This is a genomic window from Dactylosporangium maewongense, from assembly GCF_039531485.1.
GTDB classification, from domain to species: Bacteria; Actinomycetota; Actinomycetes; order Mycobacteriales; family Micromonosporaceae; genus Dactylosporangium; species Dactylosporangium maewongense.
The window spans coordinates 1-12175 of the sequence record NZ_BAAAQD010000052.1; the positions used below are offsets into that span (position 1 = coordinate 1).

The window sequence follows — 12175 nt, forward strand, 5'->3', positions numbered from 1 at the left end:
TGGCTTGGCCGGCGGTGAAGTTGGCGACGGCGTAGATGGTGACGGTCGACCAGTGGCCGGTGGTCAGGTTCATGCGGCGTCGGCGCACGCGGATGGCCTGCACGGCGTGCGGGAAGTCCAGGCCGATCGCCGGGGCGACGGTGATCACCTGTAGACGGCGGATGTCGTAGCGGCCGTGGCCGCGGGTGTGGACCTCGTCGCAGACCGGGATCTTGCCCCAGGGTAGGTGTTTGACCTGGTGGTAGAGGGTTGGTTGGTTCTTCTTCACGACGAACAGGTAGCCGGCGTTGCGCTGTTCGACCAGCCAGCGGGCGTGCTCGCGCTGGGTGTGCAATGCATCGGCGGTGATCACCGCGCCGTCGAGGTCGAGGCCGGCCAGCAGCGGCACGAACCTGGTGATTTCGTTGGTCTTGCCGTCGACCGCGGTCTGGGCGAGCACGGCCCCGGTGTGGTGGTCGACCGCTGCGAGGAGGTGGATCTGCGCCCCGGCCGGGCCGGACCCGCAGGGGGTATTGCCGTCCGCGGCGTAGGCGCGCCGCTGCGGTGGCTGGCCGGCGGGTGGAGTGGGCAGGCCCACCAGCCACCGGCTGACGGCGGTGTCGAAGGCATCACTGTCGAGGCTCGGCCAGCACCCGACCGATCGTGGTGGCGTCCGGCACGCGGTGGATGTCGGTGAACGGGTCACGGACCACGCCCAGCGCGGCGAGGATCGCGGCTGGCACGTCGGCGACCCACTCGCCGATCGCGGCGACCGAGCGGGCGCTGGCCAGCACGGCGGCGACAGCGACCGCGAGCAGACTCGGCAGCGGGTGGATCACACCGCGTGGATCGCGTGGGTCGGGCACCCGGGCCAGCGCTTGCAGCAGCGCCGGTGTCTGCATGGGGTCGATCGACACACCCTGGGTGCGTGCGGTGAGGCGATCAATCAGCGATGACGCAGCCACGAGCGCGGTCCTTCTTCTGATCATCCAGCGTAGACAACTGCATGATCACCACGGGCCTCGCTCGCCTCGTGAGGCCGCTGCAACGGGCGCGGCTATCCCCAACCCGACGAACCGGTCAAATCCTTATCTTGCAAAGGCCCTGACCTGGATCTGCTGTTGACCTACTCCGGGCACCGTGCCTTGCCGGACGTGCAGCGCAGCGCACTGCTGAACTCCATCGCGCGGCTGATCGACGTGGACTACGGGGCCCAAATTATCAAGCGCTACCTGACTGAGCTGAGGATTGCCCAACGAGTCCGGTGAATCGCTTCGACCAGTGGCGGTTGGATTCAGCAGAGCGCCTGTGCCCCCGCCGGGGACTGATTGAAGGGCAACAATGGCGCCCCGTGCAGGTCGGCTGCACGGGGCGTCCAAGATTCTGTGCGAGGCGCTCCCGTCACGGAGGGCCCTCCCGGAGGCTGGCGCGCAGGGGCGGTGAGCGGAATGAAGGCCGTGCCGTTGCCGAGATCGTTCGGTGTCGGGCCGGATGGAGTTGCGACGTCGGCGAGTCGATTGGCGAGGGCGGTCAGGGCCTCTCGGTCGCCGTCGAGTGCGGCGCGTTCGTCGTCGGTGAGGTCGAGTTGCTCAAGCTCGATCATGGTCGAGAACGGTAGGCACGCCAGATTCCAAATAAGTCCGCCGTTGGTTGACGACCATGGCGACGTTGCCGTAGGAGACCTCGATATCGGTGTTGTCGAGGATCTGCTCCCAGACCTGCAGCGCCGAGATGAAGGGTTGGCGCTCGAGCAGCGCGTCGATGATGGCGGGGAGACCGAGCAGGGATTTCTTGTTGGGCGGTTTCCAGGGTGGGGGTTCGGGGGATCCGATGGCCAGGGCCACGGTCCGGGCGCCGACGCGGAAACGTGTGCAGAGGCTCTTGACGCTGGTGTCGGGCTCGGCGGCCAGGGCGGCGCGGATCGCACGGTAAAGGGCGGGTTTCTCGGAGTGGCGGCGGCGGAGCCTGTCGGTGCGTTGCGGCCGGCGGGGCGTGGCGTCGAAATCGGCGAGGGCTCTGGTGAGCGTGTCTGCGGTACGTCCGGACAGCGCGATGAGGCGTTCCGGGCGGACTGCGCTGAGGCCGGGGCGGCCGGCGAGGTAGCGGCGCAGGTAGCTGGGGCGCAGGTGGTTGGCGCGAGCGAGTCTGCGGATGTAGGACTCGACGGTTTCGCCGCGGCGTGGCCGGACCGCGATCGGCAGAGCGCGCAGCTGGTCATGCTCGGCGGTCCGATGGTCATGGCTCATGTCGAGGGCTGCGCGCGGGTGCGGTAGTGGTCGGCTGCGTGATCAAGCTCCACGCCTTCCAGCACTGTCTTGGTGATCTTCTCGGTGCCGTCGAGGATGGACTCAATCGCGGCGCCGCGGATCAGGTGGGACAGGCTGCCGATCATCCCGCCGGTGCGTTGGTGCAGGTACTGGTCGAGCCGGCTGAGCGTTCCAGCGCGGTGGTGGTGCAGGCGTAGCGCCTGTTCCAGCGATGCGACCAGACCTTGCCATTCGGTGGTGTAGGGGAACGGCACGGTCTCGACCAGGCTGAAACGTCCGGCTATCTGGCGGCCGCGGGTGCCGGAGAACAGGCCCTCGCGTTCGACGTCGATCCCGGCGTACACGAAGGTCGCCGGGATGCGCTCGGAGAAGTACTTTAAGGTGTCCGATACCTCGGCGCCGCTGCGGGTAGCCAGCTGCAGATTATGGATTTCATCGACACAGACCAGTCCGACGCGGGCATCGATGGCCACGCCGCAGACTGCCTCGATCACGTCCGTCATGTTGGCCCGGTAGGTCATGGGCAGCCCGAGGAACCGGGCGAACTCCACCGCCAGCATCCTCGGCGTGGCCGCCGGTGGCACCGTCACGTAGACCACCGGAATCCGCGCCAGCCCTGGATAGCGCAGCCGGTCGGTGGCCTCGTGGGTCTTGCCGAGCTGGGCGATGGCGGTGGTCTTGCCCGTGCCGGCCGCGCCGGACAAGATCAGACCCCGCCGTGCGCTGACCGCATGCCGGTTGAGCAACGCCAACCGTCGTCCGGCGTTGACGACCTGGCGCAGGGTGCTGGTCGCGACGACCGCCATGTGGGTGTGGTAGTCCAGCCGTTGTTCGTCGTATCCGGCCCGGTCGACGTCGGTCAGTGCCTTCCACCTGGCGGCCGGTAACAGCGCGGGCGCGGCGACCTCGGCAGCGGTGAACTGCCGCCAGCCTTCCAAGGTGGTCAGGTGCCGGTGATACTCCACCTGCCCACCGGCCCACGTCTGCTCGCCGGGCTCGTCGGGTCGCGTGCCGTCCTCGGCCGTGTCAGCGCTGGTCGTGGCTGTCATCGCCGCCTCGCCTCAGCGAACGGGTCGAACAGCGGCAACGGGATCACAGTCGCCATCGGGGTGTCGTCCTCCTCGTCGTCGGGCGCGGGGGCAGGCGGGACGCGATCTGCCGGGTCCGGCGAATGCGACGGCGTCGCATTCGTGTCCGGCGGCGCCGCGGCGCGGCTGGTGGCGCGGGTCCGTGCGGCGACCCGCCGCGCCCGCCGGCCGCGGCGGGCGGGCGGTTCGGGGCCTTCGTGAGCACGGGACAACAGCGCGGCTACCGCGTCGGCGAGCTGTTCCTCAGTGCCGTCGGGTCGCTCATGACGCACGTGGTCCCAGGCCAGTTCACCGAACGGTGTCGGCACCCGGTGCAGGTGCTTCCAGAACGCGGTGATCCAGCCGCCGTCGCGGTGGTTGCGCACCCAGACCCGCGACACGTCATAGGGATCGTGGTGGATCTCCCACAGTCCTTTCTTCTCCTTGACCGCGGACCGCTGCCGACGCAGCGGGTTGAGTCCTTCGGCGTCGTAGGTGCGGCGGTTGAGCCGGATGCCGTAGGCGTTGATCGCCTGCCATCGGGCCGGGAGCAGCTCGACGTAGTCGTCGGCGGACAACGCCACCGGCACATACCCGGCGGCCTCGACCAGCGCGGCGTACTTCTCGTTCGGGGTGAACGCCCGCCCCGGCGCCGCCGGATCACGCAGTTCGTCGTGCGGACGGTTCTGCCAGGCCGCGACGAGCCACTCGTCCAGCAGCTCCTGGAGTTCCAGCATCGACCACAGCGGACCGTCTTCGACCTTGGTGCTGCGCCGTTCGACGTTCGAACCGGTGTAGCCGGCGACGAACTGCGCGAACAGGGTCGCCACCGAACCCAGCATCCGCTCGATATGCGGCTTGTCGGTCGGCGTCCCCTTGTGAGCCGGCTGGAAATTGATCCCCAGGAACCGGCACGACGACCGGAATGTGCGGGAGATGAACACCTTGCCGTGATCGCACACGATCGTCTCCGGCACGATCACCGGCCGTGCCGTCGCGTGCGTCAACCGCTCGTCAATGCTCAGCAACCGCGCGAACGGCAGGACCGAGTGGGACATCCGTAACGCATCCACCCAACCCGGACGCATCGGCTCCGGGGTTACCGTGCGGGCCAACAGCACCGACGCGTCCACCGCCTTCGTGGTCGGGCGCAGCACCGCGGCGGTCACCGTCCTTGTCGCCACGTCGATCATCCCGGTCAGTTCCACCGGGCCCACCACGGCGTCGTCGAGCCGGACGAGCACGTCCAACGGCGTCGAGTCGATCTGCACCAACTCGCCGGGTGCGCACGGCGTCACCTGCCCGAACGGCGGCGGCGGACGGTTCGCCTCCGACCGGCGGGTCCGCGCCGACCCCGTCGTGTGCCGGCCCTGCGTCAGTTTGCCGAACAGCCGATACAACGTCCGCCGCGACGGCACCGCCGCCGGGTCCGCGTCGGCGGTCTGCTGCAACAGCTGCACCGTGCGCCACGCGATGAACCCAACCGTGCGCGTTGAAGACTGCGTGGCCTCGTCGATCGCGGTGCGCATCGCCTCGACCACCCGCGGGTCCACCCGGCCGAACTCCGTCGTGTGCTTGTCCGCCCGATGGTCGACCAGGCCGACCAGGCCGTGGGTCTCATAGCGCTGCCGGCGGCGCTTGACCGTGGCAACGGTCACCGCATACCCCTCGGCGACCAACTCTGCGGCCTTGGTCTGCTCCCGACTGGCCAGCGAATGCCGGGCCGGGTCGTACTGCGGACGCGGTCCCGTCCCAGGTCCACCGTCCGGACGAACCCCGTGCAGCACCTCCAGGATGTGCGGCTCCCACCACAAGGCCCGCACCAGCACCGATTCCGGCAGCCCTTCCAACGACGCCACCGCCGGCACCGCTCGCCGGCGCCGGCGGTCAAGCACCTCGAAGTCGGACGCGGCCTGCAGCAACGACAACGGCACCGCCGTCACACCGCCGTGCACGTCCGCCAGCCGGACCAGCGTTCCGGACAGCCCTACCACGGTGCGCACCAACCCCTCGGCGCGTACCTGGTCACCGATGCCCAGCACCTCCGGACGGCTCACGGCACGCACCGTCCCACCCTGACCACGGTGCCCGGCCGCAGCGGCTCGACGGTCAGATCGGCGACCAAGACCTGGCGCCAGAGCAGGTGATAAAGCACCGGCAAAACAGCCAGCCGGTCGCCGACCTCGGCCGCGCCGGTGAACAACCCGGTTGGCCGGTCGAACACGCCAACCAGGGACGCGACGACGTCACGCCGAACACCACAACGGGGGTGGCGATACCGCGCCAGCCAGCGCAGATTCGCCGCCAACACCGGATCCGGTGTCCCCACCCGGTGAAACAGCCAGCCCACCTCGGCGCAGGCCCGTGCCGTCGCGTCGAACGCCTCCGCGTCGGCCTGTTCGATCCGATCATCAGGACGAACGTCGATCACGACACCCGTACCGTCAGCCCGCCGGGCGAAGAAGTCCGGCGCGTGCCGACGTGTTCGGTCACCGTGTCGCCACGACAACCAAAACGGCTGCGATGCGAACGCCACCACATCGGCCCGAAAGTCCAGCAGCATCGCATGATCCCGTTCGAGCCACGACTCGAACCCCACGTGGTCGCCCATCGTTGAGGACCACCACCAGCCAGCGTAACTGCCCAGCCCTTTCGCCCATCGGAACCGGCGAACCGGCATCGCGTGTTCGAACGGCACATGCCAGCACGAGCCCAAACTTCCATGGCGAGACTCACCGTCCTCGCCCACGAACTCGACGGCGAACGCCGACCGGTCAACCGCCGCTACCGAGACAGCTGGCTCATCAACGTGCGTCACTCCGGCAGCATCCCGCGTCCCGGAGCACCTTCGATGGCACCATGCCGCCAGTCGAGCAGATTCGTTGGCACACGAGCACCTTCGATGGCACGGGACACGTAGGTCGCCAGCGCGTGCTGGCTATACGAGCCACGGCATCACTAGCGGCAGACACGTGCTGGCTGGCTTCTCGCGGCGAAGGTCCAGGCTGACCTGCCGCACTGCCGGGGCTGGGACCACAGCGGCGCCGGAGACGCCGCTGCTGAGGACACAAGGTCAGGCCACCCGAACCGGGGACAGCCAAGCCCCAGCGCAGAACATCTTGGCACCCATGTCTCGCTCGACCGAGACAGGTGCTGTGTCTCGCTCCGCTCGACCTGCACCATCTCGCTCCGCTCGACGCCAAGATCTTCCTTCTGGTGGCTTGCGGCCCCGGCCCTGGCGGCCTCTGACCAGGCCCGTCAGCGCGGCACACCGACGCCCCGGGATCGCCCGATCCGGCGCACACAGACAGGTGAGCCGCACCGGAACGCCCGATGGGAGCCCACCGCATGTCCTCCACCGCAGGCACCGAACGCGACAGCGACCCGCAATCCAGCACGACGCCCGACCCCGACACGTCGACCACGCCGCAGTCCAACCGGCCGGCCGGTCCGCCGACCAAGTCGACGCGAGCCACCGCGCGGCCGCGGGTCGCGGTCGTCGGCGGATCGCTGAGCGGCCCGACCATGGCGCTGCTGCTGTTGCAGGCCGGAGTCGAGGACGTCGCCCTCTACGAGGCCGTCCCGGCCAGCGCCCCGCAAGGCGGCGGACTGATCGGCCTCGAGCACTCCTCCCTCGACGTGCTCGACCACCTCGGCGTCCCCCAGGACGAGTTCGTCCGCTACGACTCCGAGGCCGTCATGCACATCACCCTCTGCCAACGCCGCCCCGGACAGGTCGCCCGCCACCTCTACGCCGGCCGCAACACCACCTGGACGCTGCTGCACACGGCCCTGTCCCGCCGCCTGCCCACCGACGTCCTGCACACCGGCGCCCGGGTCACCGGCCTGTCCGCCGAGCACGACCGGCCGCTGCTGCACTTCGCCGACGGAAACACCGCCCCAGCCGACCTGGTGATCTTCGCCGACGGCCGCTCCTCGACCGGGCGCCGGCTGCTGGACCCGCAGCGGCGGCTGCACTACGCCGGCTACGTCGCCCACCGCGGCCAGACGACCACCACCCGGCCGACCCTGCACGACTTCCTGCGCTTCGAAGCCTCCGAGCACAGCGGGATGCAGTTCAACGTCGCGCCCATCCCCGACGGCGCGGACTGGACGTTCTACCTCAGCGCCACACCCGCCCAATACGAAGACTTCTTCGGCGCCTCACCGACCCGGCGTCTCTTCGCCCTGCCGCAGCACATCACCGCAGCGGCCCGCGCCGAGGTCGACGCCAGCGCCGAACAGTACCTGCCTGAAGAACAGGCCGCCCTGGTGCACGCCACCACCACCCGGATGGCCGCCCCGGTCATGGACATCGAACCCCCGACTCGGATGGTCTGGCCCATCGGCGCCGGCCACGCCGTCCTGCTCGGCGACGCCCTCGCCCCGGTCCGGCCGCACACCGCCCGCGGCGCCAACAACGGCATCGAACAAGCCTGGGGCCTCACGGCCGCGCTCACCCAGCACCGCAAATACCACGCCGACCTGACCACCGCCCTCGACGGCTGGCAGCGACGCCACCTGCCCGCCGCCGTCGCCGCCGTACAGCTCGGGCCTGAACTCGGCCGGCGGTTCGGCCTCGGCACCGTCTGACCCACTCCCGGTGGTGGGTCGGCCCGCACGCCGCGGGCCGACCCACCACCGGCAAGCGTCCGACACCTCAGGGGGAACCGTGACCACCGACCGCACCGCCTGGCTCGCCCTAGCCTCCCTCGCCCAACCCGGCCAGCCCCGCCGCACCGACGCGCACATCGTCACCGTCGGCGAGAAGGAGCACTACGACCCGCGCTCCGCCCGCGACGCCGCCGAGTACCGCATCGCCCTGGGCTACAGCAAGCGCTGACCCACGCCGAGCACGGGCCGGACTAGTACTGCAACGGCGGGTCGTGGCTCCGCTCGTGTTGGCTCGTTGACTGGTTGTGGTCGATGTTGAGTTGGTCGGGTCGTGGGATGCCGGGTTGAGCGAGTTGTTGTTCCGGTTTTCGCATCGGTTTGAGCGGGTGGAGCCGCGCCGGCGGGCAGCGGCGTATCTGCGGGGGCTGTTGGCGCCGTTGGAACGCCGCAACGGTTGGACCCTGGCCGAGGAGGCCGGTCATGGGTCACCGGACGGGTTGCAGGGCATGTTGTGCAGTCCGGCGTGGGACCGTGACGGTGTCCGTGATGATGTGCGGGCCTGTGTGATCGAGGCGATCGGCGCTCCGGACGGGGTGCTGATCGCGGATGAGACCGGGTTCGTGAAGAAGGGCCGCGCGTCGGCGGGGGTGCAGCGGCAGTACTCGGGGACTGCGGGAAAGGTCGAGAACTGTCAGCTCGGTACGTTTCTGGCGTATGCGTCGGGTCGGGGCCGGGCGTTGATCGATCGGGAGTTGTATCTACCGAAGTCGTGGACCGATGACCCGGCCCGGTGCGCCCGGGCTGCGGTGCCTGAGGACGTGGTGTTCGCGACGAAGCCTGAGCAGGCCCGGGCGATGCTCGAACGGGCGGTCGTGGCTGGGGTGCCGTTCGCGTGGTTCACCGCTGATGAGGCATACGGTCAGAACCCGGGTTTGCGGACCTGGCTGGAGGGGCAGGACATCGCCTACGTGATGGCGACCCGCTGCGATCACGAGGTGCCGTCCGGGTTGCGGACCACGACCAGCGTGCAGGAACTGGTCGGCAGGATCCGGGCGGGTGCATGGCGGCGGATGTCCTGCGGTGACGGCGCGCACGGACCGCGGGTCTACGACTGGGTGTCCACGCCGATCCGGGCGCGGTTCCCGCACGGCCGGCAGGGTTGGGTCCTCGCACGGCGCAGTATCAGCACCGGCGAGTTGGCGTACTACGTGTGTTTCGGGCCGCGCGGCACCCGGCTGCGGACCCTGGTCCGGACCGCGGGCGCGAGGTGGGCGGTCGAGGAGTCGTTCCAGACCGCGAAGAACGAGGTCGGCCTCGATCAGTACCAGGTCCGTCGCTACGACGCCTGGTACGGCCACATCACCCTGGCCATGGCCGCGGCGGCGTTCCTGGTCATCACCCGGGCCGCCGAGGCCGACCGCGACGCCGAAGCCGCCGAGGCCGTCGAGGTTGACCGGTCACAGGGGGACCAAGCCGGGCCAGGACATGCTGATCCCGTTGAGCAGCAACGAAATCCGTCGCCTGTTCACCCGGCTGATCTCGACCGTCCAGCACCACGCCAGCCACATCCTGCACTGGTCGCAATGGCGTAGACGCCGGCAAGCCCAGGCCCGAGCCGCTCACTACCGCAAACGACTCGAACCGCCGTAAGACACGACCCGCCGTTGCAGTACTAGGCCGAGGTCCGGCCCCACTGGCGCATCACACACCAGCCGATCCAGGCTCCGCCGCGACCGCGTCCGCGCGCCATGGCGGGCCCAGCACGCCCGCAGGTCCTGACACCGCCCAGCCGGTGCCCACACGGCAGGCCACAGAATCCCCGACCGCGCTAGAATGCACGGTGTCGGCTCGGCCTCTCGAGGTGGGCTGGTTTTGGGAAATTGGTGGGCGAGGTGTGCGAACACTCCTGGAGTGATCCTCGCCCGCCGCCTCACCACTCTGCCGGCACAACCGTCACCGATAGGACTGCCAAGCCGTGCTGATCAAGGTCATCCGCGGCCACGAGTGCACGGACCGCGCAGGCGTCGCCGAACTCCTCGAACGCAGCCTCCAAACGGTGAAGTATCTCGCCGCCGATCGTCCGGTCACCGGCTTCCCTGAACCGTTCGAGGTCGACGTCACCGGCCGCGGCTCCCGCACCACCGCCGACGGCGCCAGAACCGGCCGCGAGTACTACCGCATCGCCGACATCCTCGCGTTCAAACCCGGCTACCTCGCCCGAGTCGCGGCCGCCACCCTGCCGCGCAGCCATGGCCGGACCCTCGACACCGACCCCGACACGATGCTCGACCCGGCGGCGTTCGCCGCGTACCTCCGCATCAGTCCAGACACGTTCGGCAGCTACGTCGCCAAGAGCAAAGACTTCTGGCACGCGTACGCCATCGTCACCCGCCACGCCACCACCGAGGCCGACCGGCTCACCATCCACGCGACCGTGAACGGCGAGTCGCTGCTCATCGCCGACGGTGATGACACATTCTCCGTCGACGCCGACATCCACAAGGTCTTCGGCTACTACGACGGCACCTGGCAACCCGAGCTTCCTGGCTACACCTTTCCCGGCGACGCGCGTGCAGCGCTTTCGACGCTGCTGACCGGCGAGGACTTCTACCTCCCGCCGCCCGACGAACAACACCCCGGCCGTGGCGGCATGCACCGCCGGTGGCGCGGCGCCACCGCGCAGTCGTTCAACGACCAGCGACACGGTTCCGCCGACTGGCCACGGCGACGACGGCGAGCGCGCCGAGCCCACCCGTCGGCGTAACGACCCAGCAGCGGCACCCCACGCCGGGCACCGGGCGCACCCACGCCCCGCCCTGCGCCCACCGTCGGCGTGCCTGGGCCCGTGACGGTGCAGCATGCTTCTGGCCCAGGTCCGCGGGACGTCTCGCCGTAGCTCCCGCGGACAACGGGCCGGGGCCCAGCTGACGCCGGCCCGGGCCCTGCACCCCCGTCTGTGGTTGCGCGCCACGCCTGCCGCCCGCCAAGCCGCCGGCTACGCCCCGCCCGCTGCAGCACAGGCCCCGAAGTTCTCGGGGCACCGCCCCGAACCCCGCGCCTCGCCGGCGAGGCAGGCCAACAGGATGGGCAGCAACACGACCGGCCCTCAACCGCCGTCGTGGGGCGCCCCGCGTTCCGGGCCATCCCGCCGTCTGACCCAAGGGTCTGCCACACCGGGCGACCGGCCGCAAGATCGCAAAAAGAGCGCTCACTTGCACCCGGCCACCCGGCGCGGCCGATCAAAGACCAGACGACGGGACGGCCCTCCACACGAGGCACTCAGGTGAGTGAAAACCCTGCCGCTACGCGGCAGGCAAACACCGTCCCACCTGCACAAACATCACATCAACACTGGCCAATCACCACTTCATCGGTTATTATTAACCCAGGTCGTTCGCACCGGCCGAATCCAAAACCACCACCGACCAAAGGAGCCACAGCATGACGCTCGCGCTCGAAACCCCCGACCTCATGACCCAGGTCGGCCACGCCATCACCGCCCATGACACCGGCGACACCACCACCTACCGCACCGCCCTCGCCCGCATGCACGACACCGGCTGGGGCACCTACGCCGACATGGTCACCGCCCTGCTCACCGGCGACGAACAACCGGACGGGCCGAACCGCTACCTCGGTGACGACGCCGGACCCGTCACCGTCACCGCCACCGACCTCTGCACCTTCCACGGCGAGCCGCCGTTCTAACCGCCCCAGCGGCGCCGGGCCACACCGCCCGGCGCCGCACGGCACCCACGAACCGCCCGCTCACCGCGAAGGAACCGCAATGCGAACCCCGACCCCACTCCGCCGCCGCCTCACGATCCGCTCAGCCGCCCTCTACCGCTCCGAACACGGAGCCCTTCAGCGAGGCATCATCGTCGGCGTCGAGTTGCACAACGGCGCATACCGCTACCGCATGTGCGACGCCGACGGCCCGATCTCCGCTCGCGTCACCGCCGCCGACGTCACCACGGACCCTCCCCACACGCACACGCCCTGGCGCGCACGCATCAGCGCCATCTACCACGCCGCCGCAGACCGCGACCTTCCCTGGAACGAGCTACACCCACGCCTACCCGACCTGTACTTCCACCTCTACCGCAACAACCGCGCCCGAGCCATGACCACGCTCCGCGCCCTAGAACGTCAGGTCGGCATCCACCCCACCAGAAGGCGCACCGCCCGTCACCACCTCAAACCACAACCCCACCGTGCCGCACGGCCAGCACAAGCGTGGGACTAGCC

Annotated in this window: 13 protein-coding genes and 1 pseudogene; 7 read left to right on the top strand and 7 right to left on the bottom strand. The window is 69.6% G+C overall.

Going from position 1 to position 12175, the window contains the following annotated elements:
- Window positions 1–577: ISAs1 family transposase (locus ABD332_RS57070; RefSeq protein WP_344515057.1), on the bottom strand; the 577-nt coding region annotated here is incomplete at its 3' end.
- A 31-nt stretch (window positions 578–608) separates the two neighbouring features.
- Window positions 609–944 (bottom strand): transposase family protein, encoded by a 336-nt coding sequence (locus ABD332_RS57075; protein WP_344515059.1) that lies wholly within the window; start codon window positions 942–944, stop codon window positions 609–611.
- A 156-nt stretch (window positions 945–1100) separates the two neighbouring features.
- Between ABD332_RS57075 and ABD332_RS57080 the strand changes: the two genes are divergently transcribed.
- Entirely contained in the window at window positions 1101–1247 is a 147-nt protein-coding gene (locus tag ABD332_RS57080; protein WP_344515061.1) for a hypothetical protein, read from the top strand.
- A gap of 26 nt (window positions 1248–1273) precedes the next feature.
- Here the strand turns inward: ABD332_RS57080 and ABD332_RS57085 are convergent, their stop codons facing one another.
- Genes ABD332_RS57085 through ABD332_RS57105 form a run of 5 tightly spaced genes read right to left on the bottom strand, consistent with a single transcriptional unit; the run spans window position 1274 to window position 6131 of the window.
- Window positions 1274–1582, bottom strand: a complete 309-nt coding sequence (locus ABD332_RS57085; protein WP_344515063.1) for a hypothetical protein — start codon at window positions 1580–1582, stop codon at window positions 1274–1276.
- Entirely contained in the window at window positions 1569–2225 is a 657-nt protein-coding gene (locus ABD332_RS57090; protein WP_344515065.1) for a TniQ family protein, read from the bottom strand. Before ABD332_RS57090 ends, ABD332_RS57085 begins: the two co-directional genes overlap by 14 nt.
- Complete coding sequence (locus tag ABD332_RS57095; protein ID WP_344515067.1) at window positions 2222–3295, bottom strand: TniB family NTP-binding protein; 1074 nt, start codon at window positions 3293–3295, stop codon at window positions 2222–2224. Before ABD332_RS57095 ends, ABD332_RS57090 begins: the two co-directional genes overlap by 4 nt.
- A complete protein-coding gene (locus tag ABD332_RS57100; protein ID WP_344515069.1) occupies window positions 3292–5370 on the bottom strand; it encodes a Mu transposase C-terminal domain-containing protein in 2079 nt (692 codons plus the stop codon). The genes ABD332_RS57095 and ABD332_RS57100 overlap by 4 nt, the downstream gene beginning before the upstream one ends.
- Window positions 5367–6131, bottom strand: a complete 765-nt coding sequence (locus ABD332_RS57105) for a TnsA-like heteromeric transposase endonuclease subunit (RefSeq protein ID WP_344515071.1) — start codon at window positions 6129–6131, stop codon at window positions 5367–5369. The genes ABD332_RS57100 and ABD332_RS57105 overlap by 4 nt, the downstream gene beginning before the upstream one ends.
- A 530-nt stretch (window positions 6132–6661) precedes the next feature.
- Between ABD332_RS57105 and ABD332_RS57110 the strand changes: the two genes are divergently transcribed.
- The 6 genes and pseudogenes from ABD332_RS57110 to ABD332_RS57135 all read left to right on the top strand — a co-directional run bounded on the left by ABD332_RS57110 (window position 6662) and on the right by ABD332_RS57135 (window position 12173).
- Complete coding sequence (locus tag ABD332_RS57110; RefSeq protein WP_344515073.1) at window positions 6662–7906, top strand: FAD-dependent monooxygenase; 1245 nt, start codon at window positions 6662–6664, stop codon at window positions 7904–7906.
- Window positions 7907–7985: 79 nt separating this feature from the next.
- A complete protein-coding gene (locus ABD332_RS57115; RefSeq protein ID WP_344515074.1) occupies window positions 7986–8156 on the top strand; it encodes a hypothetical protein in 171 nt (56 codons plus the stop codon).
- A gap of 91 nt (window positions 8157–8247) precedes the next feature.
- Window positions 8248–9330 (top strand): annotated as a pseudogene (locus tag ABD332_RS57120) (IS701 family transposase); the annotation flags it as partial.
- Between the two features lie 572 nt (window positions 9331–9902).
- Window positions 9903–10691 (top strand): hypothetical protein, encoded by a 789-nt coding sequence (locus tag ABD332_RS57125; protein ID WP_344515076.1) that lies wholly within the window; start codon window positions 9903–9905, stop codon window positions 10689–10691.
- Window positions 10692–11368: 677 nt separating this feature from the next.
- Entirely contained in the window at window positions 11369–11635 is a 267-nt protein-coding gene (locus ABD332_RS57130) for a hypothetical protein (protein ID WP_344515078.1), read from the top strand.
- Between the two features lie 79 nt (window positions 11636–11714).
- On the top strand, window positions 11715–12173 hold the full coding sequence (locus tag ABD332_RS57135; RefSeq protein ID WP_344515080.1) for a hypothetical protein: 459 nt from the start codon (window positions 11715–11717) through the stop codon (window positions 12171–12173).
- The last annotated feature ends 2 nt before the right edge of the window (window positions 12174–12175 follow it).

Excerpts from the sequence above, each read along its gene's own strand:
- ABD332_RS57085 (WP_344515063.1), bottom strand. The coding sequence starts at position 1,582 with ATGATCGAGCTTGAGCAACTCGACCTCACCGACGACGAACGCGCCGCA.
- ABD332_RS57090 (WP_344515065.1), bottom strand. The coding sequence starts at position 2,225 with ATGAGCCATGACCATCGGACCGCCGAGCATGACCAGCTGCGCGCTCTG.
- ABD332_RS57095 (WP_344515067.1), bottom strand. The coding sequence starts at position 3,295 with ATGACAGCCACGACCAGCGCTGACACGGCCGAGGACGGCACGCGACCC.
- ABD332_RS57110 (WP_344515073.1), top strand. The coding sequence starts at position 6,662 with ATGTCCTCCACCGCAGGCACCGAACGCGACAGCGACCCGCAATCCAGC.
- ABD332_RS57130 (WP_344515078.1), top strand. The coding sequence starts at position 11,369 with ATGACGCTCGCGCTCGAAACCCCCGACCTCATGACCCAGGTCGGCCAC.
- ABD332_RS57135 (WP_344515080.1), top strand. The coding sequence starts at position 11,715 with ATGCGAACCCCGACCCCACTCCGCCGCCGCCTCACGATCCGCTCAGCC.